The organism is Streptomyces geranii, from assembly GCF_002954775.1.
Taxonomy (GTDB): domain Bacteria; phylum Actinomycetota; class Actinomycetes; order Streptomycetales; family Streptomycetaceae; genus Streptomyces; species Streptomyces geranii.
The window spans coordinates 1-26,377 of sequence record NZ_KZ672952.1 but is presented as its reverse complement, the minus strand read 5'-3'; the positions used below and the strand labels follow the sequence as shown (position 1 = coordinate 26,377).

The 26,377-nt window shown below is 69.5% G+C and carries 24 protein-coding genes and 2 pseudogenes; 12 read left to right on the top strand and 14 right to left on the bottom strand.

Going from position 1 to position 26,377, the window contains the following annotated elements; all coding sequences use genetic code 11:
• Window positions 1-48 precede the first annotated feature (48 nt).
• Entirely contained in the window at window positions 49-357 is a 309-nt protein-coding gene (locus CW359_RS00130; protein ID WP_232838132.1) for a hypothetical protein, read from the top strand.
• Window positions 358-406: 49 nt separating this feature from the next.
• On the opposite strand, the gene CW359_RS45055 is transcribed toward CW359_RS00130, so the two are convergent.
• Together CW359_RS45055 and CW359_RS00120 are read right to left on the bottom strand one after the other, a co-directional pair.
• Complete coding sequence (locus tag CW359_RS45055; protein WP_157968437.1) at window positions 407-589, bottom strand: hypothetical protein; 183 nt, start codon at window positions 587-589, stop codon at window positions 407-409.
• A 38-nt stretch (window positions 590-627) separates the two neighbouring features.
• Entirely contained in the window at window positions 628-1,416 is a 789-nt protein-coding gene (locus tag CW359_RS00120; RefSeq protein WP_105967602.1) for a hypothetical protein, read from the bottom strand.
• A gap of 399 nt (window positions 1,417-1,815) precedes the next feature.
• Here CW359_RS00120 and CW359_RS45050 point away from each other — a divergent pair, with 399 nt between their 5' ends.
• Window positions 1,816-1,980 carry a hypothetical protein gene (locus CW359_RS45050; RefSeq protein WP_157968436.1) on the top strand — a complete coding sequence of 55 codons (165 nt, stop codon included), beginning with the start codon at window positions 1,816-1,818 and terminating at the stop codon, window positions 1,978-1,980.
• Complete coding sequence (locus CW359_RS00115) at window positions 1,977-2,342, top strand: nucleoside triphosphate pyrophosphohydrolase (protein ID WP_232838131.1); 366 nt, start codon at window positions 1,977-1,979, stop codon at window positions 2,340-2,342. Before CW359_RS45050 ends, CW359_RS00115 begins: the two co-directional genes overlap by 4 nt.
• An 84-nt stretch (window positions 2,343-2,426) precedes the next feature.
• On the opposite strand, the gene CW359_RS00110 is transcribed toward CW359_RS00115, so the two are convergent.
• Together CW359_RS00110 and CW359_RS00105 are read right to left on the bottom strand one after the other, a co-directional pair.
• Window positions 2,427-2,978: a methyltransferase domain-containing protein gene (locus CW359_RS00110; protein ID WP_105967601.1), complete on the bottom strand. Its 552-nt coding sequence runs from the start codon at window positions 2,976-2,978 to the stop codon at window positions 2,427-2,429.
• Between the two features lie 124 nt (window positions 2,979-3,102).
• A complete protein-coding gene (locus CW359_RS00105; RefSeq protein ID WP_105967600.1) occupies window positions 3,103-3,288 on the bottom strand; it encodes a response regulator in 186 nt (61 codons plus the stop codon).
• 657 nt (window positions 3,289-3,945) lie between these two features.
• On the opposite strand from CW359_RS00105, the gene CW359_RS00100 reads away from it, so the two are divergent.
• Together CW359_RS00100 and CW359_RS00095 are read left to right on the top strand one after the other, a co-directional pair.
• Window positions 3,946-5,085, top strand: coding sequence for a sensor histidine kinase (locus tag CW359_RS00100; protein WP_332874949.1), 1,140 nt, complete (start codon window positions 3,946-3,948; stop codon window positions 5,083-5,085).
• A 122-nt stretch (window positions 5,086-5,207) separates the two neighbouring features.
• Window positions 5,208-5,895 (top strand): annotated as a pseudogene (locus CW359_RS00095) (response regulator transcription factor).
• 577 nt (window positions 5,896-6,472) lie between these two features.
• Here the strand turns inward: CW359_RS00095 and CW359_RS00090 are convergent.
• Window positions 6,473-7,468, bottom strand: coding sequence for an Lrp/AsnC family transcriptional regulator (locus CW359_RS00090; protein WP_105967598.1), 996 nt, complete (start codon window positions 7,466-7,468; stop codon window positions 6,473-6,475).
• Between the two features lie 123 nt (window positions 7,469-7,591).
• On the opposite strand from CW359_RS00090, the gene CW359_RS00085 reads away from it, so the two are divergent.
• The 3 genes and pseudogenes from CW359_RS00085 to CW359_RS47450 all read left to right on the top strand — a co-directional run.
• Complete coding sequence (locus CW359_RS00085; protein WP_157968435.1) at window positions 7,592-7,813, top strand: hypothetical protein; 222 nt, start codon at window positions 7,592-7,594, stop codon at window positions 7,811-7,813.
• Between the two features lie 291 nt (window positions 7,814-8,104).
• Complete coding sequence (locus CW359_RS00080) at window positions 8,105-9,727, top strand: DHA2 family efflux MFS transporter permease subunit (protein ID WP_408647440.1); 1,623 nt, start codon at window positions 8,105-8,107, stop codon at window positions 9,725-9,727.
• 219 nt (window positions 9,728-9,946) lie between these two features.
• Window positions 9,947-10,094 (top strand): annotated as a pseudogene (locus tag CW359_RS47450) (IS982 family transposase); the annotation flags it as partial.
• A 20-nt stretch (window positions 10,095-10,114) separates the two neighbouring features.
• Here the strand turns inward: CW359_RS47450 and CW359_RS00070 are convergent.
• The 9 genes from CW359_RS00070 to CW359_RS00030 all read right to left on the bottom strand — a co-directional run bounded on the left by CW359_RS00070 (window position 10,115) and on the right by CW359_RS00030 (window position 21,722).
• Complete coding sequence (locus CW359_RS00070) at window positions 10,115-11,077, bottom strand: AsnC family transcriptional regulator (RefSeq protein WP_232838130.1); 963 nt, start codon at window positions 11,075-11,077, stop codon at window positions 10,115-10,117.
• Between the two features lie 203 nt (window positions 11,078-11,280).
• Entirely contained in the window at window positions 11,281-12,588 is a 1,308-nt protein-coding gene (locus CW359_RS00065; protein ID WP_198655013.1) for an MSCRAMM family protein, read from the bottom strand.
• Between the two features lie 675 nt (window positions 12,589-13,263).
• The gene (locus CW359_RS00060) at window positions 13,264-14,724 is read right to left on the bottom strand and encodes a HupE/UreJ family protein (protein ID WP_105967594.1); all 1,461 of its coding nucleotides are present in this window, start codon (window positions 14,722-14,724) and stop codon (window positions 13,264-13,266) included.
• Window positions 14,721-16,010 carry a DUF3500 domain-containing protein gene (locus tag CW359_RS00055; RefSeq protein ID WP_232838129.1) on the bottom strand — a complete coding sequence of 430 codons (1,290 nt, stop codon included), beginning with the start codon at window positions 16,008-16,010 and terminating at the stop codon, window positions 14,721-14,723. Before CW359_RS00055 ends, CW359_RS00060 begins: the two co-directional genes overlap by 4 nt.
• A gap of 345 nt (window positions 16,011-16,355) precedes the next feature.
• Window positions 16,356-16,736: a winged helix-turn-helix transcriptional regulator gene (locus tag CW359_RS00050; protein WP_157968434.1), complete on the bottom strand. Its 381-nt coding sequence runs from the start codon at window positions 16,734-16,736 to the stop codon at window positions 16,356-16,358.
• 149 nt (window positions 16,737-16,885) lie between these two features.
• Entirely contained in the window at window positions 16,886-18,418 is a 1,533-nt protein-coding gene (locus CW359_RS00045) for an MFS transporter (protein WP_232838128.1), read from the bottom strand.
• Between the two features lie 493 nt (window positions 18,419-18,911).
• A complete protein-coding gene (locus CW359_RS00040; protein ID WP_157968433.1) occupies window positions 18,912-20,126 on the bottom strand; it encodes an FAD-dependent oxidoreductase in 1,215 nt (404 codons plus the stop codon).
• 209 nt (window positions 20,127-20,335) lie between these two features.
• On the bottom strand, window positions 20,336-21,091 hold the full coding sequence (locus CW359_RS00035) for a dienelactone hydrolase family protein (RefSeq protein WP_105967591.1): 756 nt from the start codon (window positions 21,089-21,091) through the stop codon (window positions 20,336-20,338).
• Window positions 21,092-21,317: 226 nt separating this feature from the next.
• Window positions 21,318-21,722, bottom strand: coding sequence for a cupin domain-containing protein (locus CW359_RS00030; protein WP_105967590.1), 405 nt, complete (start codon window positions 21,720-21,722; stop codon window positions 21,318-21,320).
• Between the two features lie 243 nt (window positions 21,723-21,965).
• Here CW359_RS00030 and CW359_RS00025 point away from each other — a divergent pair, with 243 nt between their 5' ends.
• From CW359_RS00025 to CW359_RS00005, 4 genes are all read left to right on the top strand, one after another.
• Entirely contained in the window at window positions 21,966-22,529 is a 564-nt protein-coding gene (locus CW359_RS00025) for a carboxymuconolactone decarboxylase family protein (RefSeq protein WP_105967589.1), read from the top strand.
• Between the two features lie 123 nt (window positions 22,530-22,652).
• On the top strand, window positions 22,653-23,564 hold the full coding sequence (locus CW359_RS00020; protein ID WP_105967588.1) for a LysR family transcriptional regulator: 912 nt from the start codon (window positions 22,653-22,655) through the stop codon (window positions 23,562-23,564).
• 169 nt (window positions 23,565-23,733) lie between these two features.
• Entirely contained in the window at window positions 23,734-24,654 is a 921-nt protein-coding gene (locus CW359_RS00015) for a VOC family protein (protein ID WP_105967587.1), read from the top strand.
• 231 nt (window positions 24,655-24,885) lie between these two features.
• The gene (locus CW359_RS00005; RefSeq protein WP_105967585.1) at window positions 24,886-26,262 is read left to right on the top strand and encodes a pentapeptide repeat-containing protein; all 1,377 of its coding nucleotides are present in this window, start codon (window positions 24,886-24,888) and stop codon (window positions 26,260-26,262) included.
• Window positions 26,263-26,377 lie beyond the last annotated feature (115 nt).

Below are 26,377 nucleotides of genomic sequence, written 5' to 3'. Positions count from 1 at the left end.
CGCGTGGGCGCCTTGCCCGCGGTGGCGAAGACAGCCGATCATTCGCCCATGAGACCCGAAGTGCAGACGTTCGTCGCCGACGGTCCGCTCCCCGACTGGGATGCGAGCGGCGAAGAGATCGACAGGCGCGTCGAGCAGCTCGACGCGATCCCAAGGCCGGTCACGGGAAAGGAAGCCCGAGCGCTCGTCTCCTGCTTCGGCCCGGACGACTGCTATGGCGTCGCCGGAACCCTGTTGCACCTCATCGAGACCGGCCCGAATCCCGTCCTGACCACCGACCCCGGACCCGATGCCAACGATTGGCACAAGCGGCTCTACGACCGCGCCGTGAACGGAGGACTCATCCCGCGAACTTGACGGCATAGCAACGTGAGGTGTCTGCCTTCATGCGCGTGCCGCCGGAAGATCACCCGCCCAGGAACTCCGTTCGATCCACATGTTCCAAGAGCGGTTGAGACACGGCTTGTCGGGACACGTCTAGGTTGAACTGCTCCAGCCAGTCGGTGTTGCCCGCTCCGGCGATGGCCACGACGCCGCATGTCAGCCAGATCATCGCCGGTAGCAGATCGTCGCCCAGGTCTTCGGTCACCTCCGCCACGGTCACGTCGCCTGCTCCGGGAACTCCGATCAGCCCTGACATCCGGGAGGCCGTCTCGCCTGCCAGGGTGCCGAGGCGCTCATCGCCCCAGCCTGTCGCCGCCTTGGCCTCGTCCGGTGACAGGCCCGACTCCCGCGCCCGGCCAGCCATCCCGCCAGCACCCCGAACGACAGGGCTTCCGCCAGCCCGGCGGCCTCGTCCCCGGACTCCTCCGCCAGCCGCTCCAGTCCCACGACGACCCGTAGTGCGATGCGCGGGTCGCGCCGCACCAGGATCGTGGCCACCATCTTGCTCAGGCTTGCGACCGCCGCCGCCCGGCCGTCGTCGGGGAGAACCTCGTCCGTGACGGCTTCGGCCCCGGCGGCTTCCTGCTCACCGTGCGCCGTCGAACGGTAGGCGTGCACGGCATCGCTGAAGGCCATCACCTCGGCGGCGGAGAAGGTATGCCGGTTGTCCTCCGTCACGGGATACCCGCACTCGCGCCAGGCGTGCACGAGCGCGGGATCCACTCCCGAACGGTCCGTCGCCTCCAGCAACTCGTCCATCACCCGGCTGATGGCCTCCTGCGTCAGAGGACACGGCTCGTCGGCCTCGGGATCGAAGAAGACCGGATCGTGCGGGCCGGGAGGCCGTCCGAACTTCTCTTCGAAAGCGGCCCGTTGCTCCTCCATCGCGTCCCGCATGTGCACATGTAGCTCGGACCCGGCCGCCCAGGCCACCTCGACCGATCCGTCCACTCCTCGGCGCCGTTGCACAAACCGCGGATCGCTGTGACGCCGCGCCACCATCCGGGCGTGCTCCTCGGTGAACTCCTCCATCGTCGCTGTGCGCCGCTGCTACTCCGCGCGGGCACGCGCACGCGCGTTGTCCCGCTGACGCTGCGCCTTCGACTTCTTTCCGAACACTCTGTCTTCCTCCTGCGACCCGGGCACGTCGACCCTAAGCAGTCCGCTGCTTCACGGGCGCCCTCCGCACACAAGATGAAAGACTCGCCGACCATCCCTGCGAAATGTCCGGAGCCCGAAGAGCCTGTTCTGCGGCCGTCCGAGCAGCGGTGCGGTGATATGAGAGGCCGGAGCGGCCCCGCGCCAAGCACCACCGTTGCCGCTTCGGAGGACGATCCGGCAGCGGCAACACATGGGTCATGGCCAAGCATCAGGCGGAGTTCAAGGCCGCCCAGCACAAGAGCGGGCACCTCCGCGGTTACGATCGAGCAGTTGGCGAGGGAACGGGCCGAGGCCTTGGCCGAACGGGATGAGGCCGTCACCGCGAGAGACGCCGCTCTGGGCATCGCGGCCCTGCCCACCACCCCACCGCAGCAGCGGGCCGCTCCTTCCGGCGGGCGGACCCGCCGCCGCTTCCCGCCGCAGGGACGGCGGTGACGAACGGCCGCCGGGACAAGGTGGCCCTCCGAACGGGTGGGATTGGCGGTTCGCACGGCAAGTTGGTGCGGGACCGGATTCCGCAGATCATCCGGGAAGACGGGGCCGAGCCGGTCACCTACACAGCTGGCCGGGAGGAATACCGCAGTCGGCTGAGGGACAAGCTCGGCGAGGAGGTCGCCGAGTTCCTTGAGGCGGATAAGGACTCGGCGCCGGAGGAACTCGCTGACGTGTTGGAGGTCGTGCGCGCGCTCGCCGCGGACCTGGGGGTCGACGTGGATCAGATGGAGAAGATCCGTGAGACCAAGGCGAGTGAGCGGGGCGGCTTCGCCGACCGGATCGTCTGGACGGGCAACCGCTGACCGCAAGCCGTCCTCAGCGAAGAGTTGGCACACGACTTCGTGCACAACTGTGTACGCGACTGGGGACGTTGGTTGGTACGCGATTCACGTCCGGGGCTTGGCCAGGACGGTGTGGCAGATCCCGGGCAGCGGCAGCACGGGGGCACCGGCGGTGGGGGCGAGGCCGGCCCGGCGGGCGAGGGCGGTGATCTCGCCTGGATCGATGCCGCGCTGGAAGGTTCCCTTGCTTTGGCTGGACCAGAAGCCGTCGTGGTGGGCCGTCCAGCCGCAGTCCGCGGCAGCCTTGGTGATCTCCTCCGGTGAGCGGGTGACGACCACGACATGGCCGCCGGGGCGGGCGAAGGACGCCGCGTCCTTGAGTGCCTGGATCCGCTGCCAGGGGTCGGGCAGCACGTTGAGGACGAACATCGAGGTGACCAGGTCGAAGCCGGTCCGCTCGGGGCGGGGCCAGCCGAAGTCGTCGTGCGGGTCGAAGCCTTCGGCATCCAGGCCCGCCGCGCGGTAGTGGGCGATGTCGGCGCCGCGGCCACAGCCGTGGTCCAGGACGCTCTTGACGCCGAGGGGGCCGGTCAGGTGCTCGGTTACGGCTCGGGAGGCCGGAGAGGGGGCCTGGCGGCTCATCGCCGTCTTGCGCATCGCAGGACGCTGCCTTCCCGCCGTAGTGAGGGGCCCTGGTGACCGGGCCCCTCACGGTCTCAGCCGATCTTGATCACCTGTGAGGCTGGGGGTGCCTGGAGGCTGATCTTGCCGGGGTATGCGCTCAGTAGCGGATCAGTGACCGAGGTCGGAGCGTCGGTGACCACCACCGTCCGGTCGCGCCCGTCATTGGCCCGCGCACCTTGGCCTCGGTCCGGTCCTTGGTGGTGAGGAAGAGAAGGGGCGCATCGATGCCGGCGGCCCGCAGGGCGCCGTACGTCTCGAAGCCGTCGCCGTCCGGAAGGATCATGGCATCCCGATGACAGAACAACAGGGCGGGCCCGCGGCGTGACAAGGGTGGCTCCCGGGTCGCGGAACCCGGGGGCCGCGCCGTCAGGAACCGACGCGCTCGACCGCCGTGGTGCCGGAGCCCACCGGCCCGATACACAGCGCGGTGCCGGTGACGTCGGTGAGCGGTCGGACCACCACGCGACCTCGTCCGCCGGCTGGGTTCGCCCTCACCCGGTGGTCCCCCGGGTCGGCGTCGCGGATCTTCCCCTCAAGCTCCGCGCGGGAGTTGGGCGGGACGGTCACCCGGGTCGCGTGGGCGTCGGGCGATCGGTGCTGTCCACGCTGACGGTGTCGCCGGTCACCAGCGTCACGTGCACGCCGCCCCCGGCCGACCCGCCCGCCGCTGTGGCCTCCAGGTCCACCGACGGGCCCGCTGCCGCCGGGGTGACGGAATGGGTCAGTAGCCCCTCTCGGATACGGAACGACCGGGGGAGGTCCCTGCTCGCACTGGGCCTCGGCCGTTCGGCCGATGTGCGTGGCGCGCCGCGCCGCGGAGGATGGCCTTTCGGCCGATCCGGCTGTGCCGGAGGGAGGCTAGGGTCGCGCCGTGGATCTCCTGAGCAGTGTGCGTGCCCTTGGTGCGTCTCCCGGACCGGATGATCGTCGGCAGGGCGTCGTGCGAGCGTTCGGCGTCGTCCTTCTTCTGGCGGCGGCAGGCGTGGACCTGCTGTTCGCCGGCCTCCATGGCGGTTCGCTGTGGCCTCAGCTGGTGGTCCTGCCGATCGGTCTGGCCGCGGTCCTGTGGCCCGCCGCCCGGTGGCCGGCGTGGCTCACCACGGCGGTTCGCACCGCCGTGACCGCGGTCGTCTCCGGCGCGGTGACGGCCGCCGTGTTCCTGTCGGGCCGTGAGGCGCTGGACGGCCCTGGTGAACAGGCGATCCTGTTGTGCCTGCTCCTGATCGCGGTACGTGGCTGCCCCATGCCGTGGGCCGCGGTGTGCGGTGCTCTGGACGGTGCGGCGATGCTGGCTCTGCCCTACCGGCAGGCCGTCGGCGATGTGTCGGTCAACCCGTTCGGCATGGTGCTGCTGGTCGGTGTGGTCGCGGGGCTGGGCGGGTATCTGCGCACCCTGGACCACCGCCGCCGCGTAACGGTCACCGAGGTCCGGCGAGCCGAACGCCTCGCCATGGCTGCCGACCTGCACGACTTCGTGGCCCACCATGTCACCGGGATCCTGGTGCAGTCACAGGTGGCTCAGCTCCTGGCCACGACGGACCCCGAGCGGTTGGCCAAGATCCTGCAGAACGTCGAGCACTCCGCTACCGAGGCCCTCGCCTCGATGCGCCGCACCGTCGGCCTGATGCGAGAGACTCCGGAGGCCGGCCGGACCGACCGCAGCCCGGCGGGCGATCTGGCCGCGCTCCCCGAACTGGTGGAAGGCTTCGTCGGGCCGGTCGGCCCGGAAGCCGCGCTGCGCCGAGATTCCTCGGTGCCCGACGACCTTCCGCATGAGGTGCAGGCGGCTGCCTACCGGGTGGTCCAGGAGGCGCTCACCAACGTACGGCGCCATGCCGCCGATGCCACCGAGGTGACGGTCGCCCTGGCCCACGACGGCCGCACGCTGGAGGTGACGGTGCGCGACGACGGCCGTGGCGGCACCCGGTTGCCGACCGCCGCACGTGGCGGCGGCTTCGGTCTGGTCGGACTGACCGAACGGGTTACCGCGCTCGGCGGCGAACTGCGTACGGGACCCCGATCCGACCGCAGGGGCTGGCAGGTCAGGGCGAACCTGCCGACGGGCAAGACATCGTCGTGACGCTGGGCGGGAGGGCACCGCGGAATGCCGCTTGAGTACGTGCGAGTGAGGCGCGCACGGCCGCCCTGTCATGTGGCCGGCTCGCGTGGGCTGCGCGACGAACGGGAACAGGAGACATGAACATGGTGATCCGGGTGGTCGTCGTGGACGACCAGGACATGGCGCGTTCGGGGTTCACGGCACTGCTGTCGGCGCAAAGCGACATCGACGTCGTGGGGTGAGGGGGGAGGCACCCAACGGTCGGCTCGGCATCGAGGTCAGCAGCGGCACCACCCACCGACGTGGTGCTGATGGACGTACGGATGCCCGAGATGGACGGGCTCGAAGCGGCACGGCGGCTGCTGGATCCGCCGCCCGGCGTGGTCCACCTCCCCAAGGTGCTCATGCTGACCACGTTCGACATCGACGACTACGTCTACAAGGCCCTCCACGCCGGAGTCGGCGGCTTCCTCCTCAAGAGTGCACCGGTCGCCGAACTCGGGCAGGCGGTACGGGTGATCGCCGCTGCTCGCCCCGTACGTCCCCCGATGCCTCATCGAGGACGTGGCCCGCCGCCTCCCCGTCTCGCGCCGGGACCCGCGTGTGCGGCTGAACGGACTGACGCCCCGGGAGACGGAGGTCCTCCTGCCGGTCGCACAGGGCCTGTCGAACGCGGAGATCGCCGCGGGGCTGGTGGTGGCGGAGCAGACCGTCAAGACCCACATGGCCCGGCTGTTCGCCAAGCTCGGGGCCCGCGACCGGGCACAACTCGTTGTCATGGCCTACGAGTCGGGCCTGGTCGCCCCGGGCAGACCGCACCCGGCGCCGTAGTACCCGGGTACGACACCGGAGTTGGCACCTGGGTGTGGCATGCCCACACTTCCCGTGCCTTGGCGTCCTCACGCCTACCGCCTCGGCAGTGGGCCCGCCCCGTTCAACCGGGGCCATGCCGACGCATCGGACCGCGCCGGAGTCGTTGGTGAGGGTGACCCGGCCGCGGACCACGGCTGTGCCGTCGTCGCGAGGGCGGACCGCCACGATCTCCATCGCGCCGTGCAGCACGTCCCCGGGCCTCACCGGCTCCCGCATGCGGAGAGCACCGGGCTCCCGGCCGGCGATGAGGGCGGCGCGTGAGAACACAGCGTCCACCACGAGCCGTTGCGGAAGTGCGACGGTGTACATCCTGTTCTCCCGCGCCCCTGACGTTGTACCGGCATCTTTGCCCGAAGCGCGTTCACGGACGGCCTGCCTACCTGGGAACACCGGGCCAGGGACTGATCGTCGACAAGCCCGGTGGCCGCCCGGCGACTGTCCCATCGGCCGGCCTTCGGCGCCGGAGCCGTGGGTCACGGCCTTGAGGTCGTTCCAGAACGCACGCCCGGATCAGTCGCTGTAGCGGGCCCGACTGTCATGCGGGTGTCGTGTGCACCAGGCGTCCGTGGAAGATGAGTGAGGCGGCCTGTTTGAGACGGCGGACGCGGATGCTGACCTCGTAGGCGTCGATGCCTTCGACGGCGGCGACGCTGGTGGTGAGGTAGCGGTAGAAGTCCTCGGCGTCACGGCAGATGACACTGACCATCAGATTGTGGTGGCCGCTGATGGCGCCGGCGAAGGCGACCTCGGCGTGCTGGGCGAGTTGTTCCCCGGCCTGTTGCAGGCGGTCGGGGGTGACGCGGAGCCAGAGGGTGGCGTTGAGGGTGTGGCCGAGGCGCTCGGGCAGGAGTTCCACGTCGTAGAAGAGTGTGCGGGACGTTTCCAGGGCCTCCATACGGCGGGCGACGCGGGCGTTGGACCAGCCGGTGAGCTCGGCGAGGCGGGTGTGGGTGGTGCGGCCGTCCTCGGCGAGGGCGTCCAGCAGGGGGGCGTCCTCCTCCGTCGGGGGCCGCGGGGGGCCGGTGGGGGTGGGCGGCCGGTCGGCGATGAGCTGCCGCACCTGGTCGCGTGTGAGGCCGTCGCCGTAGCCGGTCCATTCGCTGGTGCCCGTCTCGCCGAAGGGGTGCAGCAGGAGGTCGATGCTGACGTCCAGGACGGAGGCGGAACGGGGCAGCTGGCGCAGGATGATGTCGTCGCGCTCGGCCTCGACGGGGGAGTGGATCATGCAGATGATCTCCGAGCCGCCCGAGGCGAGGTTGGCGTAGGCGACGTCCGGACGCTTGGCCAGGGAGTCCGCCAGGGGCCCGACCCGGTCGGGGCGGGAGCGGATGCGGGTCACCCACTGGGCCTTTCCGTGGACGGCCGGGTTGACCAGGCCGACCACGCGCATCACCCCGCTGCGCCGCAGTGCGTGGTAGCGGCGGGCGGCCGTCTGTTCCGAGACGCCGGTCACCTCCGCGATGTGCCGGAACGGTAGGCGGGGAGCGCATTGGAGTGCGTGGAGGATTTTCCTGTCCACTTCGTCGATCACTGGAGGAGTCTGACATAGGACTGTGACTGCTTGGAAGTTCTTATTCGTTTTGGGCTATGGAGTTCATAGTTTTGGGATACGGGGTGGATGCTGGTTGTGTTCTCAAGAAAGGGCGTGACTCCCATGAGCACGCGGCTGGCGCCGACTGTGGCCTGTATCGGCACCTTCGTCCTGCTGATGCACCTCACCGCGGCGGGCGTGGTGTCGTCCCACCGGACGGTGCTTCCACTCGACGGTCTCTCCCGCATCCGGCGGGTGATCGGTGAGATTGCCCCGGCGAACGCGGCGGCGCTCCCGGGAGCCCGCGGGCCAAGCGCCGACCCGGGCGCCGTCGTCACCCCCTGACCGGCCCGGAGCGCCGTCCTCGCATCCCCCGCTGGCGCTCCGGGCCTCCGGGCCGCGCTGCGCCGCCGACAGCTTCTGCTCGACATCCCCCCGGCCGGACGGATGGGCGCCGCTTTCGTCAGGGCCCCGTTCGAGCGCGTCCGTGACCGAGCCCAGCCGCACACCTGTCCGACTGCGTCCGCCAGGCACGGGCTGCACGCTTCCGCATCGCGGCCCCTGAGTACCACCCATCCCTCCCCATCCAACCGATTGCGGCTCACCATGCCGCACGGGAGAAAACGGAGAGTTTCCGTGAACGTCACCACACCGGCGAGCGGGTCGACGGACAGGCGGGCGGCCACCATCGTCATGGCCTGCCTCGGCGTGTTCGTCGCCTATCTGCCGATCACCACGGTCGCCGTCAGCCTGCCCGCCATCCAGCGGGCGCTGAACACCTCGACCGCGCAACTGTCCTGGGTCCAGGACGCGTTCGTCCTTCCCATGGCCGCCTTCATCCTGACTGCCGGCGTGTTCGGCGACGTCCACGGCCGCAAGAAGGTCTTCCAAGCCGGCCTGTTCTTCAGCGCGGCCGGCGCGGCCGTCGCCCTGTGCGCGCACAACATCGAGACCCTGTGGGCGGGCCAGGCACTGGCGGGCCTGGGTTCGGCGGCCCTGCTGCCCACCACGCTGGCGCTGATCAGCCACGCGGTCCCCGACTTTCGTGAGCGCGGCAAGTTCATCGGCATGTGGGCCATGGCCCTGCTCGCGGCCCTGGCGGTCGGCCCGGTCATCGCCGGCGTGATCCTCGACCACTACTCGTGGCGCTGGATCTACCTGCTGTCCATCCCCCTCTCCCTGGTCGCGATGGCCGTCGCCGCCCCGCTGCTGACCGACTCGCGCGCCCCGTACGGGCGCAAGCTCGACTGGCCCGGCCAGATCACCGCGGCCGTCGGCGTCACCGCCCTGGTCTACGGCGTGATCGAGGGCGGCGCCGACTCCTTCACCACACCGAAGGTGGTCGCCGCCCTCGCCCTGGGCGTCGTCGCGCTGATCGCGTTCGTCGTCGCGGAGAAGCGCAGCGCCAGCCCCATGCTGGACCTCGCCGTCTTCCGCAGTGCGGCGTTCACCGCCACCGCCCTCATCGCCCTGATCATCTTCCTGGGGCTGATCGGCTTCTTCTTCGTCCTCAGCCTGTACTTCGGCATGGTCCAGCAGCTCGGCACCCTGGAGGCAGGCGCCCGCCTGCTGTTGGTCCCGGTCGCCGCGATCGTGGCCGGCGCTCCGGCCGGCCGCCTCATGCACCGTGTCCAGGCCCGTTGGATGATCACCGGCGGGCTGGTGCTGATCGCCGGGTCCCTGCTGGCCATGACCAACCTCGATGCCGACACCTCCTACGGCTCCATCGCCTGGCGGCTGATCGTGCTGGGCGTCGGTCTCGGCCTGGTCACCACCCCGATGACGGCCACCGCCGTCGCCGCCGTGCCGCACCAGCTGGCCGGCATGGCCTCGGCCGCGAACAACGCCTTCCGCCAGGTCGGTGGGGCGCTCGGCCCGGCCGTCCTGGGCGCCCTGCTGTCCACCCGCGCCGTGCACACCCTGCCCGGTCACCTCGCCGACGCCGGTGTGACGGGCGCCCAGGCCCACACCATTGTCGCCACCGCCAAGGACGGTGGCCTGGGCGCGGTCGCCGGGATGGACCTCGGCTCCACCGCCGGTCAGGTCTACGGCGCCCTGGGCGACTCCCTCGTTGACGGCATGCGGCTGTGTCTCATCGTGGCGGCGGCGCTGGTGCTGATCGCGGCCGTGTGCGCGGTCACCCTGCTGAGCCGTCCCCAGCAGACGGCGGTGGGTGCGGCGAAGCGCGCAGGCACGGCACAGCACGGCGGCCCGGAGGCCTCGGCGCAGAAGGCCCCCCAGGCGGCGGCCTCCGCTTAGCCTCCAGGTCGGCGGTACCGCTGACCTGCGGATGCGAGGAGAGGGGCATCGCCCCGGACCGATCACACCGGTCCGAGGCGATGCCCCTCTCCCATGCCATGCCGGGGTTGTCGCCGCGTCCGAGGGTGCCGTATTCGATGACTCAGCGGCGGGCTCCCAGCAGGGTGTTTCCTCGCCGCCCGCAGCATCCTGCACCTGGCCGAGCCCCTGCTCAAGACGGTCCGCCAGCTGATCGAGTCGGTCAACGACACCCTCAAGGGCCAACTCGACCTCGAACAGCACGGCGGACGCACCATCGACGGCGTCGGCGTCCGGTGGCCCAGCGGACGTACCCATCACCCGCTCACTGGTCGCCTACGACCACTGAGCCACATCAGAACTACTCATCTAGGGGTGTGCGAGCTGTTTGACCTGGCGCAGGACGGACGCAGTCTCCACCCTCCCGATGCCCTCGATGTCCCGGAGGCCGCTGATGAGGTAGGCGTAACGCTCTGTGCGCGTGGCGAAGTACGTGGAGACAACGACGTTGGAGTCGCCTGTGACGGCCGCGGCGAAGCTCACCTCGCGGTGGCCGACGAGTTCGAGCCCGACGCGGGTCAGGTGGGCGGGGGCGACGGTGAGCCACAGCAGCACCCGGAACCCGTGGTCGAAGTGCTCATGGTCGAACTGCACGGCGTACTGGAGGACACCGGTCGAGCGCAGGCGCTCCAGCCGGCGGCGGACGGTCGACTCCGACTGGCCGGTGACCTGGCCGAGTTCGGTGAGCGGAGTTCGTCCGTCGCGTCGCAGGGCTGCCAGGAGCACGTCGTCCGCAGCCGACCGGGGGATCGTTCCGCCGGACGGCTCCGCGGGCGCAGGGCGCAGGGCGGCCTCCTGGTCCGGGGTGAGCGCGTCGATGCGATGCACCCGGCCGAGCGGGCCCTGGTGGAAGGAACGCAGCAGGCGGTGGGCGCTGATCGAGGAGATCTCCGCGCTGCGCTGGAGCCGGTCCAGGACGAGCCCGTCCCCGTCGCGCACACCGCACACCACCTCGGTGCCGCCGGAGGCCACAGCGACGTAGACGGTGTCGGGGCGCCGGGCCAGCGTGTCCGCCAGTCTCTCGGCGACATCGGGCGCACAGCCCAGCCGGACGATCCAGCTGCTGACTCCGCCCGGCCCGCGATCGTCGGTCACCCCGACCACCCGCAGGTTCGCGAGGTCGCACAGTCGCTTGAAGCGCCGGGCGACCGTCCGGTCGGAGACGCCCAGCGCGGCTCCGATACGGCTGAACGAGGCGCGCGCGTCGATCTGGAGGGCCCGCAGCAGCCGGAGGTCGAGTGCGTCGAGAGCGTCGCGTTCTGGGGAGTCCACAGGTATGTCCTGTTCCAAGGCTCGGTGTCGGGGCGGGTGGTCGGGGCCCGGTGCCTGTCTGTCGCGGGGAGACCCGGGAGCCGCTGGGGAAGTACGGTCCCGGGTCTCGCGCGGGGCGCCGTCCCGTCCCCACGGAAGGCGCCCGTACCGGTACGGGCGCTCCGCGCGGGCGGACCCGTCCGATACGTCTGGGGAAGTGTCGGTCAGATTTCGGGACGGGCCGGTTCGGGGTCCAGGCCGTCCCGGTCGTGGCCGCTGCCCACCGTCACGTGCACGGTCACCGGCGGGAATCCGGCTGCGACGACCGTGTATTCGCCGGCGTCCGGGTCGGTGAACGCGTAGTCGCCGTCCGCTGCGGTGATCACGTCGGCCACGACATCGCCGAAGGCGTTCACCAGCGTCACCCGCGCATCCGCCAGGGGCGTGTGGTCGGGGCCGCTGAGCACGGTTCCCCGCAGCTGTGCGCTCGGCCGCAGCCGCAGATGCACCCTGGCGGTGCCGGCTTCGGACAGTCGGAGTGGAAGCGCGGTCGGCCGGAAGCCGGTGGCGGTCGCCCGCACCTCCACCGTGCCGTCGGCATACGGCAGTTCCCGGAAGGCGAACCGGCCGTTCTCGTCGGTGAGGCCGGCCGCGAGTACCGCGCCGCGCACGTCTGTCACGGTGACGGAGGCCGCCTTCAGGGGCTGCCTGTGCTCCTCGTCGGTCACCGTGCCCGCCGGCCCGCGGCCCGAGGGCAGGACGACGTCGTACACCGTCGGCTCCGTCCCGAGCAGCAGTGTTCCCGCCCGCGTCCGGTGACCGGAGGCCGCGGCGACCAGGAAGTAGGCCCCGGGCCCGGGAACGTCCAGGCGAAAACTGCCGTCGCCGCGCGCCACGGTCCGCTCCAGCCGGCGTCCGACCGGCGAGAGCAGTGTCAGCGTCGCACCCGCCATGCCGTTCCCGTCCGTGTCGCGCACCCGACCCGAGAGCCGCGGGCCGGGCGGCCGGGGAGCCGACGGGAGGTGCGCGGTCTCCGCGGTGGTGTGCGTCGCCTGGTCGGGCGACGTCTTCGGTGTCCCGTCGGGTGCCGTGCCGGATTCCGGGACGGCCGAGGGGCGAGGGCGGCGGATCAGGACCGTGGCCGCCGGCGCGGTCGGCAGGAGCAGGCTGGCGCTGACCGTCAGGCACAGCCGTAGGCCGCCGAGGAACGAATCGCCCAGTGCCGCCAGGACACGGCCACGGTCGGCGCCCAGATGCATGCGGGCCACGGCGCTCAGGCCGCTGTCGGCGGCGGTTTCGGTGATGTTCCTGGCCGTCGCCCCGGTCAGACCCGCATCCGAGAGGTGCCCAGGCAGGGTGCTCATGGCTCGCGTGGAGAGGACGGCGCCCAGTACTGCCGGGTCGAGCGCCGCGCCGAGTTGGCGGAAGGCGTTGCTGCCTGCCGAGGCCATGCCCGCCAGGTCGAACACGCCGACACAGGCCATGACCAGTGTGGCCGTGCGACGATCCGGGGAGGCTGGAATCGGTGCCACGGCGGTAGGGGCGTTCACAGAGCTTCCTTTCGCGACCGTGCCGCACGAGTGGTGCGGCACGCTCCCGGACTGGCCCTGCCAATTTCCGCCCCGAAGTGCCCCGATACCAAGGATCCGTTGCCGAACGGACAAGAACCGCCATCTGCTCTGTGTATGCGCGGATCCTGCGTCACCCATGGGCGGTGCGCTGTGCCATATTCCGCATCCGAGTCGACCTGGAGCCACGTGAGAACCTCGTCCTGGAGACGAGCGCTGCCTCGTTATCGAGTGTGCGGAGACGGGCGTCAGTTCAGCGGTCGTTGCCGGGGCGTTCCCTTGTGACGGCTGTTCGGTGAACGCCGGGTCGGCGCAACCGGGTCGACCCGGCGCCTCGTGTCGAAGTCAGGCACCGGCCGTGCCGGTGTGCGGGGCACCGCTCCGTGATCCACGCCCCGAGGCCGACCAGGTCGCGGAGAGCTCCGGGACCTGGTCGGCGGACGAAGCCGGCCGAGGCCGCGCAGCTGCCCGGCGAATTCCAGGGGCCGTGCCGCGCCGACCGTGATCACCGGCATCCGGCTCGCGCCCGGGCCTGGATCGCCCGATGTGTCGACGAGCCGCGGTCGCAAGGGGGCCGACCTGCTGTTGCGAACGACACCCCTGCCTTCCGGCGCCGCCACCTGATCATCGGCCCGAGGCTCAACCCCTCTGCGCCGTCGCCGAGTCGGCGGTGTCCACCGCCTGGTCCCGATTGGGCGGCTCACATGTCGGCGCCGTGTGTCGTCCTTCACCCTCGGGACAGGTCACCGCCGGTGACTCGGCCGATCCGGGCCGTGCGTGCCGACGGGTGGTCAGGGTCCAGGCGGTGGCGGCGAGTGCGGTCACCGTGAGGGCGGCCAGCATCGCGGTGGTGTGGGATCCGGCGCTGTCGGCCGTCCGGGCGACGGGGTTGGGCAGACCGAGGCGGTCGGCCAGCCAGCCGAGTGCCGCCGTGCCGGTGAGCAGGGCACCGGCCAGCCGCAGTACGGGCTGGACGCGCAGGCGGGCGAGGACCAGCAGCGAGGGCAGGGCCAGGCAGACCAGGAGGAGCTGGACCAGTTCGATGCCGAGGTTGAAGCCGAGAAGGCTGGTCACGAGCTGTCCGGTGGACAGGTGCATCTCGGCCAGGACGAAGGAGAACGCCATGCCGTGACCGAGCCCGAAGAGCCCGGCCACGAGCGCCTCGCGGCCGGGGAAGAGCGGGCGGATCGCGTGCACGGCGCCGATGAGGATGCTCAGCGCGATGAACGCCTCGACCGGCCAGTCCGGGATGTCCAGGCGGCCGAGCGCGGTCGCGGCCAGCGCCAGGGAGTGCCCGGCGGTGAAGGCGAGCGTGACGCGGCCGATCCGGCCGAGCGCGGAACGTGCGCCGACCAGCCCGTTCCACCGTCCCGCGGTGGCCGCGAGCGGCGCGGGCAGGAGCAGGATTAGCAGGAAGAGGAGGTGGTCGGTGCCGGTGAGGATGTGGTCGCCGCCCAGCTCCACCATGGCGACGAAGCCGCGCCAGGCGCTGCCTTCACCGAGGTCGACCTTCAGGGCCGGGACCTTCATGGTGCGGGTGTCGACCCGGATGGTGCCGACCTGGGTGGTGCCCGCGTCGTCGATCTGCCCGCGGGCCCAGTCCTGACGTACCGTCACCAGGGCTGTGTGCGTGATGACTTGATGGACGATGACGTCGTAGTCGAAGGTGAAGTGCCGTACGTCGGCGCCGGCCGGCGGGGTGAATACGGCCTCGGCGGTCAGCTCGCGGTAGGGGCCGGTGGAGGTCTGCTGGGTGCGGCCGAGGCTCAGCGCGCCGATGTCCACCTGCCATCCCTCGCCCCCCGGTGTGCTCGGGTGGATGTGCTGGGCGAGGTAGGTGCGGACGGCGCCTGCCTTGGTGGACAGGGCCGACGACTTGATCGTGCTCAGGTCGATGCCGCTGGCCGAGGCGAGGTCGCCGACGGGCAGTTCGAGGCGTGCGGTGACCGAGTCCTGGTACACGTCGAGCTGGACCACGGAGTGCGGCATCGGATGCGCGGCGGCCGGCGACGCCCCCAGAAGGAGCGCCGCCGGTACCGCGATCGCGATCCCGGCCACCAGGCGGAGTGCTGTGGTCAGCCAGTTTCGCGGTCGGTTCATGAGAAGGAGAACTCGCTGCCGTAGTCGCGGGTGTGGTCGCGGTACACCGTGTGGTAATGGACCTTGCCCTGGATGACGAGGCCGTTCTGGCAGACGAACTCGACCCACACGCCGGGGCCGTCGATACGCACGTAGTCGCCCTGGGTGTCGAGGGCGGTGCCGCCGGAGTAGGCGACGTACGTCTCGTTCAGCTCACGCTCATAGGTCTTCATGAGCTGCTTCGCGGTGGCGTCGTCCACGTTGGCGACCCAGGGACGGATCGCCTTCAGGACCAGCTGCTTCTGCTTGGGCGACAGTTCGCTGACCTTGATGCCTTCCTTGGTCTCCGGGAACTGGCCGTCCTCGCCCGGGCCGAGGAGCACGTCGTTGTACGTCGCGGACAGCTTGGCGGCGGCCAGCTGCTCCGTGCTCAGGCTGCCGGTCAGCGCGAGCAGGCCGTTGCGCTGTTCCTCCAGCGGCGTGTACGTGGTGCCGTCGTCGGCGGTCCAGCTGGTGGGCTCGACACCGAGGAAGAAGGGGCTGGCGCCTGCGACCTTGCCCTTCTTGTAGGTGAGGTCCACGGCGAGGTGGTGACCGCCGAAGTGCAGCTGCCAGGTGCCGTCCGCCGAGGGGGTGCCCAGGAACGCCATGTAGTAGAGGCCGCTGCCGTAGCCGAAGGAGCCGCCCCCGCCGGTGCCGCCTGAGGGCGGGGCGCCGGTCGGGGCGTCGGTGGCCGACGAACTCGGGTCGGCCGAGGCCGAGTCGGAGGCGGACGGGTCGGCCGAAGCGGTGCTCGACGCGGTGTCCGAGGGCGCCGGGCCCGTCCCCGCCGAGCTGGTGGCCTGCACCGAGGCGAGCACGTCGTCGGCCTTGATGATCTGGGTGATCTGGTCGTACCCGGAGCCCTTGCCGGTCCCCGTGGCCACCTTCAACAGCTGCTGCGCGGCGGCCAGTTGGGTGTCGGTCAGGGAGCCGAGCTCGATGCCGGGACGGCAGGACGAGCCGCACGGCAGGTTCGACCACGCCGTGGCGTTCGCCTCGGTGAGGTCCAGGAGGACCTCCGCCTGCTGGTCGGCGTCCAGTGTGTTGAGGAACGCGTTGGCGGCGCTGACCACGGCCTTGGTGCCGGTGGCCTTCTTGCTGACCGGGAAGTGCGCACCCGCGGCCGACTTCTGCGAGGAGCCCGTGGTCGTCGCGGCGTTGGCCGCCACGAATCCGCCCCCGACGAGGACCACACCGGCGGCCACGCTGGCTATGCCTCGCCAGGTCCGTCGGTTACGGGCCCGACTTGTTCTCTGCTTGCTCACGAACACTCCCTGAAGACAAGGGTGGGGGACGGTCCGCCGACTCCGAGGCCGGCGGCGTACAGAACACGCGCGCACCGCAGGGAACTATCAGCAAAATTGTTGACAGCTCAACGCGCGAGCCTCCGCGCCTGTCTCATTGGGCGACCGGGATCCCGTATGCGGCAAATAAGCTGTGCTCGTTGACAGGTTGCTCTCATCGCGGCTTCAGCCGCCGAAACGGGCGCGCGACACGCGAAGGCCACTGTTCCTGCCGCTTGTCGACCGCCGGGTGCACTTGTCGTCGCTCCCGGAACCGCCGGTGCCTGCATCTGCGTGGCTACGGAACTCGACGGTCTGGTAAGGCGGTCAGTCCGACGCCGGTGCGTCGGTCGCAGGGAAGTGGTCCTCCGCCCACACGATCATGGCAGCGAGGGGAATGAGGAAGGCATTGCCGTGCGGTGAGAGGGCGTAGAGGGTTCGCGAGGACGGGGCCGGCGGGACAGTTCGGGTCACGAGGTCGACCGTGGCCAGTTCCCGGAGGCGTTCGGCGAGCACGCGGTCGCCGATGCCAGGGATTCGATCGCGGACCTGTGCGAAGTCGGCTGGACCCTTGGCCAAGGCCGCGATGATCAGGCTGCTCCAGGCTCTGCCCAGCAGGACGAAGGCCCGGGCAGCGGCCAGAAGCGATTCGGGTGGCCGCAGGGCATCGGACCGGTGCTCCCGCTGAGTGCAGTGCGGGGTGTTCATGATGGCTGTCTCTTCTCCGAGGACGCTTGGCATCACGATGCGATGCCGCGCGCCGCACAGTTGTGGCGGTGTTGAGGTTCGGTTGGACCACCCGGCCGCCCAGCTGGGAATGTCGTCCGCGCGCAGGCGTGAGCTCGCCCTGCGTGAGGTCAGCCCACGTGGGCGGGCGCCGCGCCTTCCGGGTGCCGCTGCCTGCCGGCGTTCACGGCCAGAGCTGTGACAACTGCGCCGACCACGAACATGGCGCCCGCGCCGACGAAGGCCATGGTGTAGCCGTGTGTCAGTGCCTCACTCGCCTTCGAGACCAGACCGGAGTCCTCAGCGGCGAGGCCCCGGTAGAGGCGGGAAGCTGCCGCAGGCAGCTTGTTGTCGGCTGCCGACGTGGAGATCGTTGACAGAACCGCGAGACCGAGCGCGCCGCCGATCTGCTGGGCAGTGTTCAGGAGGGCCGAGGCGACACCTGTGTCCAGGCGGTCCACGCCGCTCACCGAAGTCACCGTCAGCGGGACGAAGGCCGCGCCCAGTCCCATGGCGGTGACGAACATCGCGGGCGCCAGGTGAGCTGCGTACGAGGAGTCGGTCTCCAGGGTGGCGAACCAGAACATGCCTGCCGCCCCAGTCGTCAGGCCCAGTGCGGCGATCAGGCGTGGTGGGAAGTGGGTTACGAGCTTGGAGCTGACGCCTGCGGCAGCGGACATGCCGATGCTGAAGGGCAGATAGGCGAAGCCTGTCTTGATCGCGCTGTAGCCCAGGACCAGCTGCATGTACAGCGTCAGGAAGTAGAACGTGGCGAACATGCTCGCACCGATCAGCAGCATGGTGGCGTAACTACCGCTGCGATTGCGGTCCTTGAACATGCGCAACGGCATCATGGGGTCCGATACGCGGGACTGGAGGACCAGGAACACACACAGCAGCACGGCGGACACCATGAAGGAGGTCAGTGTCAGGCCGTTCGCCCAACCGTGTTCCCCGCCCCGGGTGATGGCGTAGACGAGGGCAAGCAGACCGCCCGTGCCCGTGATCGCGCCGGGGACGTCCAGGCGGCCGAGGTGGCGTTCGGCTTCGACCAGGCTCTTCGTTCCGGCGAGGACGGCCAGGCCGATGGGGATGTTGATGAAGAACACCCAGCGCCAGCTGAGGGTGTCGGTCAACATGCCACCCAGCAGCATTCCGACCGTCGCGCCGACGCCACCCATGGCCGCGTACACACCCATGGCCGTGTTGCGTGACCTGCCCACCGGGAAGGTGGTGGTGATCAGAGCCAGCGCGCTGGGAGCGGCAATCGCGGCGCCGATGCCTTGCAACACACGGCCGCCGAGCAACAGCCCTTCGTTCGGGGCGAGTCCGCCCAACAAAGAGGCCACGGTGAATACGAGGATGCCTACCTGAAACATCCGCAGTCGTCCGAGCAGGTCGCCGGCCTTGCCGCCGAGCAGCAGCAGGCCGCCGAAGGCGAGAGCGTAGGAGTTGACGATCCAGGCGAGCTTCGCGTCGGAGACGCCGAGGTCCGTCTGTATGGACGGCAGGGCGATGTTGGTGATGGTGTTGTCGAGGACCATCATCAGCTGGGCCGCGGCGATCACGAAGAGCGCGACGCCCAGGTGTCGGCTGCCCGGGGCAGCCCCAGCCGCATCGGCACCCGCCTGAGCGGGAGGGGTGATCGTACTGTCGGCAGACAAGGGAGAACTCCTCAAGGACGGTCAGGAGGTGCGGTAATTCCATGAGCGGGAAACGGGAAGCGGAACATCAGTCCGAGTTCCGGGAGATTCCAGAGGGGGCTGGACATCACCTGCGTGACCTGGGCCGTCCTGCTCGCCTCCGCGGTCGAGCCCCGGCCCCGTACGGGTGTCGCGGCGTCCGCGCGCGGCGCCGATGCCGAGGCGTCGGCCACGGCCACGGCTGACGACGCGGACGGATTCGAGTACCTGCTCGCGGAAGCCCGCGTCACGACTCGGCGGTCCGCCAGGCCGACATCCGCATACTGCCGGGACAGGAGGCACCTCTCGGCAGGTAGCAGTGCCTGTGCCGTCGGCAGCCGGGCCGAGGTCGTGGCCTCAGCCCGGCTGCCGGCTCTCATCGGTGCCGAGACTCAGCGCTCACTGAGTGCTCTGGCCCCGATCGCCGTCGGCCGCGCGCGTGCCCGCCCGCTGAGCGTGGTTGCCCGCGAGGTGCCTACTCGGGCAGCGGCAGATGGCCGATCACCTTCTCGCCCACCGCCGCAGACACCCGAAGAGCCTTGTACCCGTAGTCCCGCATGGCCTCTTCGTAGGCGCCGATGCCGTCCACGACGTCCTTCTCACCCTGCGCGGCGGCGAGCAGTTCGCCTCCGAGAACGTGTGCGTCGCGCAGCGCGGTGTTGGCGCCGATGCCGCAGGCCGGGCTCATGGCATGGATCGCGTCGCCCACCACGGTGACGTTCGAGGGCTCCCAGGCACTGACGGGCACACAGCTGCGCAAGGTCAGCGCCTGCACGGTGGCGGTGTCCCACAGCCGTACGGTCTCCACCAGGGCCGGGTGCCAGGAGGCCACGCGCTCCAGCGCGTACGCCTTCAGCTGCTCGGGGGTGGCGGTGAACAGCTCGGCGTCGGGCATCATGAGGCCCTCTACGGAGTTGAAGATGCTCAGCGCGTAGTTCTTGGTGGCCTCGTTCTGGAAGTCCGGGTCCTGCTCCTTGACCAGCGGAGAGCCGGGGTTGCTGCGCTCCAGCGGGCCGAGCGTGAGCCCGGTCCAGTCGGCGGCGTAGGCCAGCGAGAAGGTGTTGAAGAGTTCCGTCGGCAGCTTGGCCTTGGTCTCTTCGGTGATCGGGACCTTCGCGGCGATGTGTCGAGCCGCCAGGTCGGCGACCTTCACCTGCGGCAGCCTTTGGGCCCGCACGCTGGAGTTGACGCCGTCCGCGGCGATCAGTACGTCTGCCTCGACACTCTCACCGTTGTCCAGGAGTACGGCGACGGTGCCGTCGGGGTTGGAGCGGTATCCGGTGACCTTGGCACCGAAACGCACGGCCTTCTCCAGGCCGAGATAGAGGATCCGGCGCAGCGTCGAGCGGCACACCACCAGGTGCTCCGGGATGTCGGTGGGCACCCCCGTGCCTTCGGTGGCGGACCTGTCACGACCGGGTCGGAGGTTGAGCTGCTCGTCGAACAGCAGCATGTCGTCGTTGGGCATGCCGGAGGTCGCGAGGAACAGCTCCCACAGCCGCGGCTCCAGGGCTGCGTGCAGGGCGGAGGTACCGGTGGAGTTGATGTGAATCCGGTAGCCCGCCTCACGGGCGCCGATGGAGGTGTCACGCTCGTAGACGGCCACGTCCAGGCCGTGCCGGTTGAGGTAGTGGGCCAGCGTCAACCCGGCAAGACCGCCGCCGGCGATGACAATGCGCGTCCCAGACAAAGGTACTCCCAGTGTGATTGTTCTCGTACGAGGGAGCACACTGGGCCTCTCCGAAAGAGAGGACGATTGACACAACCAGACGCGAATTCGACCGGCTGCGCCCCGGACTACCGACCGGGATGCAATTTTGTGTGCTATGAAATTGTTCACCGGAATTTCACCGGTGGGTGCCGGACCGGATTTCCGGCCGGGGGTACTTCTTCAGCGCGTCAGAGTGTACGCGAGAAAAGGTCCAGCAGTGCCGTCCAATGGCGTTCCGAGGCGTCGGCGTCGTAGGCGGCGGTGTCTGCCTGGGTGAACCCGTGGTGTGCGCCGGTGTACACCACGCAGCGGTGAAGTACACCTGCGGCGGTGAGAGCCTGCTCCAGACGCTCGATCTGCTCGGGGGGCAGCGCCTGGTCCTGGTCCGCGTGGCCGAAGTACAGCTCACCCTTGATGCGGTCGGCGAGCAGGTGCGGACTGTCGGGCGCGGTGGAGGCGAGGTTGGCGCCGTGGAAGCCGGCCGCGGCGGCCACTCGGTCCGGATAGGTGCCGGCCGTACGCAGTGCGAGACCGGCGCCCATGCAGTAGCCGGTGACGCCGACCGGTCCGCTCCTGGCCATCGGGTATTCGGCGAGCCGGCGCAGGTAGGCGTCGGCGTCCGTCATCGTCGACTCCGGAGTCAGGGACCGGACGAGTGGCCCGATCCGCTGGAAGAGTTCCGGGCGCTCGGCTGCGCCGACGAAGTCCGGCAGATCGATCACCGGCGCCCGTCCGTGGCGGTAGAAGACGTTGGGCACCAGGACCGTGTACCCGGCCGAGGCCAGACGGCCGGCCATCCTCTTCAGCTGCGGGCGCAGCCCGAAGGCGTCCATGTAGAGCAGAACGGCGGGAAACGGGTCTGCCCCGTCAGGGTGCACCAGGTAGGCGTCGGCCACGCCGTCCCGCGTCGTAATATCCACGGTTGTTCCATGCAAACCACTCATAAGCACCTCTTCCTTTCTTAGGCCCTGGAATTAATTCTAGCCCGCCATGAAGTCCCGCAAGGGCCTGTGAAGCAAGTGACGATTGCCCTTCTTTTCGGCCTTGACTTGCTTCGGGAAACCTGGTCGGGAAAGGCCTGAATTGACAGTGGGCGGAAAATCTGCTCGCCGGAATACCGCCTGAATCGAGTGAACGGCGTCGGCGCCCAGTCCGCGTCGCCGGACGCTTTCAGCCCATCTGATCCTCGGCCGACAGGTGTTCCACCGTCTTGCCGGTCTCGGTGAACGTCCGCGTCACGTGTCCCGACGAGTACACCCACAGGATGCGCAGCGGGGACTCGCCGATGTTCCGGAACAGGTGGGGGAGGGGGGAGGGGACGTATGTGGTGTCGAACCGCTCCAGCCTGGTCACCTCACCATCGACGACCACCTCCGCCTCGCCCTCCAGGATCGTGACGTGCTCGTCGCAGTTGTGCGAGTGCAGCGGCGCTCCGGAGCCGACTGGATAGACGCTCATCCCGCTGGTGATGAGGTTCTCCCCGCCCGCTGAGCACGTGGTGATGAGCGGTGTCGTCAGGACGGCGCCGCCGCGGTCCAGCGCGGGTACGGACGCGGTCTTGATGATGGTGGTCATCCCTGGTTCCTCTCCAGTCCACGGTCGTGCGTCGATCGACACTAGGTCGCGTCCCGGCGAACGGATGCCTTCTGGCGTGCAGCTTTACCTTGCGCTCCTGGAGGGGTGGGGAACACCGGACCCGGTTGTAGCGTCACTCGGGACCGCACGGTTTCGTGTTCCGTGCCCGTAAGCGCCGGCAACGCGCCGGGAAGAAGAGGCAGGTATCGGCTCATGAGGCTCCCCGTTCTCGGCGATGAGGAAATGACCGAGCGTCAGCAGAAGTTGGCCGCCAGGATCGCAGGCCGGCGCGGTGCCGTCCGCGGCCCGTTCCGGGTCTGGCTGCACAGCCCGGAGATGTGCGAACGCGCCGAGTCCCTCGGGGCTTTCGCCCGCTTCGACTGCAGTCTGCCCGGACATCTGCGTGAACTCGCGCTCCTGATGGCCGCCCGGAACTGGGACGCGCAGTACTCCTGGAACGCCCACGCGCACCAGGCGATCGAGGCCGGTATTCCGGAGGCGGCCGTCAAGGCCATCGCCGAGCGGCGCGAAGCGGCCTTCGGCAACGAGGCCGACCAGGCCTTCTACCAGTTCTGCCGCGAAGTCCTCGACGATCACTTCGTCTCGGACGCCACCTTCGCCGGTGCTCTGGAGCACTTCGGCCCCAAGGGGCTGGTCGACACCATCGGGGCGCTCGGCAACTTCACCATGCTCGGCATGTGCCTGAACACCTTCCAGGTGGATCTTCAGCCCGACCGCGAGCCTCCCTTCCCCGATGTCCGCGGCTTCGAGCGCGTGGTTCCCGACGGGAGCCGGACGGGGCAGTGACACTCCGCGCCGGCCCGGGCCCGCGTACGCACAGGCGGGTTCGGCACGGCCCGCGTGCCCCGGTGCCGTGGGACGGCGACGAGACAGACCGTCGGAGTGGGGATGGAGCACCCGGGAGGGAAAATGGATCGCCTGCTTCTCATGCACAGCTTCGTCACGGTCGCCCAGGTCGGCAGTTTCAGCGGAGCCGCCAAGAAGCTGGGCTCCTCGGGCTCGTTGGTGTCCCGCCATGTCGCCGAACTGGAGAGACATGTGGGTGTCCGCCTGGTCAATCGCACGGCCCGATCGGTCAGCCTGACCGAACCGGGTCATCGGTACGCGGAATTCGCCGCGCGCATCCTGGACGAGATCGACGCCGAGGACGCCGGGATCGCCCAACTCCATGATCGCGCGGAAGGGACACTGAGCATCATCTGTCCCAAATGGATCGGAAGTCTGGATCTCGGGGACGCCATCGCCGCCTTTTCCGTGGCCCATCCCAAAATCCAGATTCGCTTCGAACTCGGCGGGATGTCCGACCGGACCTACGACTTCCTGGACAGCGGATTCGACATAGCTTTCCACACCCGGGATCTGCGGGACTCCAGCGTCCGGCTCAAGAAGATCGCCTCATTGCCCTTCGTGCTGTGCGCGTCAAAGGAATACGTGAACCGTGAGGGATCGCTCACCGAACCCAACGGCCTGGCCCACCACGACTGCCTCGTTCACGTCAACGACCCGGTGTGGCGCATCGGACACGGGCATGCCTCCACCCTGCACAAAATTCGCAATGTGGCGTTCTCGTCGAATTCCTACCTTGCCCTGCAGAAAGCGGCGGTGCACGGTCGTGGCATCGCCCTGCTGCCACAGCGACCGGTCTACGACGACCTCATGTCCGGAGCGCTGGAGGTCCTGCTGCCGGGGCTTCCCGTGCCCGACCGCCCGCTGTACGCGATCTTCGGCCCCGGTCAGGAAAGTCCCCGGAAAGTCACCGTCTTCCTCGACTTCCTCACCCAGTGGTTCTCCGGAAATCCCATACCTGCCCTCGGCAGGTGAGCAGACCGGACCCGGTGACGGCTCCTTCCGGCCGACGGGTTGTGCAAGAAACGATTGCGATGCCTGCGCGGTGAACCTGTTGAAGTCGTCCGAGCCGCAATTTTACGATCATCGGGCGCTGGTGACCGAATGAACCCGCAGATGTGATCTGCGACGAAGCGAGGAATCCATGGGAATCCAGAGAATCGAATCGGTCACTTACGGTGTGGACGACCTCGGCACATGTGTCCGCTTCTTCGAGGACTTCGGGCTGTTCCCGGTGGAGAGAACCGACGAGCACGCGGTGTTCCGGACGCTCACCGGGCAGACCCTCCACCTGGACAGCTGCCCCGGCTCGCTGGTGCCGCCGCCGGTGGAGGTCGGCCCCACCCTGCGCGAGGTGGTGTGGGGCGTCGACACCCGCGTCGAACTGGAGCGGCTGGTGGCCGCGGCGGGGCACGACCGCGAGGTCCGCGAGAGCGCCGACGGCGTCCACCACACCGTGGACGAGACCGGTTTCGGGGTCGGACTGAGCCTGGCCCGGCCGAAGCCGGCACCCGTCACACCTCGGCCCGCCAACACGCTGGGCGGCGTCGACCGCTGGAACGCGCCGTTGGAGGCGATCACCCGGGTACGTCCCTTGCGCATGTGCCACGTGGCGCTGAACATCCCCAAGGAAGGCAGGGAGGACGCCGTCGCGTTCTACACCGGGCGCCTCGGCTTCCGGCCCACCGACGTGGTCGAGCCCATGGGCGTGTTCATGCAGGCGCCGGGTGACGACGACCAGCACACCATGCTCCTGTGTCACCGTCCCGACAAGGCAGGCGTCAACCACATCGCCTACGAGGTGCCGGGCTTCGACGACGTCATCGAGGGCGCCAACCACATGATCGACAAAGGCTGGCGTGAAGCACGCCGGCTGGGCCGGCACACCGTCGGCTCCAACGTCTTCCGCTTCCTGCACGCCCCCTGCGGCGGTCGCGTCGAGTACGCCGCCGACATGGACCGCGTCGACGTCTCGTACGGAACCCGTGTGCACGAGACCACCCCGCCCCACCACATCTGGGCGCTGCGCACCAACCGCGACCAGCAGGACGCCTCCGCCTCCTGATACCCCCAAGCCTGAGAGGGCATCCAGCCATGACCACCGACCACGGCTACCCGGCCGTCCGTATGTACATAGCGGGCGAATGGTGTCAGGGTGCCACCTGTCGGACAGCACCGAAGATTTCAGTAGCGCACGATTCATTTCAGTACGCTTTTCAGTACCGAAGCGAGGATTGCAGTGCGGTCTCGGAGGCGAGCTCGGTAACCATCGCCCGTGCTCGATCGTCCTTCGGGTATGCCAAACCTGAGCCCCGAACCCTCACCAACTCCGCCTGCCTGGTCGCACTGTGGCCACGGCGCCACGCCGGTTGACCCGGTTGGCTGCAGCGGCGTCCACGTCCCCGGCCACACCTCGTGCCTCGCCCACCTGGACGACACGGACCGCGACGCCTACCTGGCCGGCCTGACCCCTGGCGCCGACATCGACCTCCGCGGCACCACCTTCACCCAACCTCTTCTGGACGCCCTCCTCGATGCCCTCCGCGACCCCGCCACCGGACACCCCCACTTCGGCGGCGCCGGGTTCGGGTCGGCGACCTTCCAGCGCGACGCCGGGTTCTGGTCGGCGACCTTCCAGGGCCGCGCCCTCTTCGGATCGGCCACCTTCCAGGGCGACGCCGAGTTCGGGTCGGCGACCTTCCAGGGCAGCGCCCTTTTCGGATCGGCCACCTTCCAGGGCAGCGCCGACTTCGAGTCGGCTACCTTCGACGGCGACGCCGGGTTCAGGTCGGCGACCTTCCAGAGCAGCGCCGGGTTCAGGTCGGCGACTTTCCAGGGCGGCGCCGGGTTCTGGTCGGCGACTTTCCAGGACTACGCCGACTTCGGGTGGGCTACCTTCGAGGGCGGCGCCGGGTTCTGGTCGGCGACCTTCCAGGGCTACGCCGACTTCAAGTCGGCTACCTTCCAGCGCGATGCCCGGTTCGAGCAGGCGGTTTTCGAGCAGTCGGTCAGCCTCGGGCCGTTGGTGTGCGCCGGGCGGGTGAAGTTGTCCGGCGCGGTCTTCGGCGGCCCGGCGACCCTCTCCTTCGCCGCGCGCCGCCTGGAGTGCCGGCGGACCCGATGGTCGTCTACCGCCGAGTTGCGGCTGCGTTACGCCACGGTGGACTTCGCCCACGCGGTCTTCGAATACCCCCTCACCATCGTCGCGGAGGCCGCCCCCTTCGTGCTCCCCAACGGACGGCCGGTGGCTGAACAGGCTCTGACCGACTCGCCCGACGCCACGGTGCGCATAGGTTCGCTGCGTGGCGTGGACGCGGCCCATCTGGTCCTCGCCGACGTCGACCTGTCGGGGTGCCTGTTCACCGGGACCGTGCATCTGGACCAGCTACGGCTGGAGGGCAACTGCTCCTTCGATGCAGTCCCGTCGCGTACGCACTGGGGACGCTGGCGCCTCGTACGGTTCACCCAGCGCCGCACCCTCGCCGAAGAACACCACTGGCGCGCGAGCCGACCGGCGGCAGTCCGGGGCTGGAACGTGGCGGTGCTCGGAACTGGACGCGTCGGGCCGTTGCAACTGGCGCCGGTGTACCGGGCGCTGCGCAAGGCGTTCGAGGATGGCAAACACGAGCCGGGGGCGGCCGACTTCTACTACGGGGAGATGGGTGCGGCCTGAAAGCCGCTCAGGTCCAGTGAAGACATTCCAGAGGAAGGAGATCTTCCCCGCCAAGTGACCAAGGTGGCGGGCCCCCGGCGAGGCGTGCAGGACTGGTAACGGACCTGTGCGAAGC

Coding starts and splice junctions, on each gene's coding strand:
- CW359_RS00130 (WP_232838132.1), top strand. CDS start 49: ATGAGACCCGAAGTGCAGACGTTCGTCGCCGACGGTCCGCTCCCCGAC.
- CW359_RS00120 (WP_105967602.1), bottom strand. CDS start 1,416: ATGGAGGAGTTCACCGAGGAGCACGCCCGGATGGTGGCGCGGCGTCAC.
- CW359_RS00110 (WP_105967601.1), bottom strand. CDS start 2,978: ATGCGCAAGACGGCGATGAGCCGCCAGGCCCCCTCTCCGGCCTCCCGA.
- CW359_RS00105 (WP_105967600.1), bottom strand. CDS start 3,288: ATGATCCTTCCGGACGGCGACGGCTTCGAGACGTACGGCGCCCTGCGG.
- CW359_RS00085 (WP_157968435.1), top strand. CDS start 7,592: ATGAGCACGCGGCTGGCGCCGACTGTGGCCTGTATCGGCACCTTCGTC.
- CW359_RS00060 (WP_105967594.1), bottom strand. CDS start 14,724: ATGAACCGACCGCGAAACTGGCTGACCACAGCACTCCGCCTGGTGGCC.
- CW359_RS00050 (WP_157968434.1), bottom strand. CDS start 16,736: ATGAACACCCCGCACTGCACTCAGCGGGAGCACCGGTCCGATGCCCTG.
- CW359_RS00035 (WP_105967591.1), bottom strand. CDS start 21,091: ATGAGTGGTTTGCATGGAACAACCGTGGATATTACGACGCGGGACGGC.
- CW359_RS00030 (WP_105967590.1), bottom strand. CDS start 21,722: ATGACCACCATCATCAAGACCGCGTCCGTACCCGCGCTGGACCGCGGC.
- CW359_RS00025 (WP_105967589.1), top strand. CDS start 21,966: ATGACCGAGCGTCAGCAGAAGTTGGCCGCCAGGATCGCAGGCCGGCGC.
- CW359_RS00020 (WP_105967588.1), top strand. CDS start 22,653: ATGGATCGCCTGCTTCTCATGCACAGCTTCGTCACGGTCGCCCAGGTC.
- CW359_RS00015 (WP_105967587.1), top strand. CDS start 23,734: ATGGGAATCCAGAGAATCGAATCGGTCACTTACGGTGTGGACGACCTC.
- CW359_RS00005 (WP_105967585.1), top strand. CDS start 24,886: ATGCCAAACCTGAGCCCCGAACCCTCACCAACTCCGCCTGCCTGGTCG.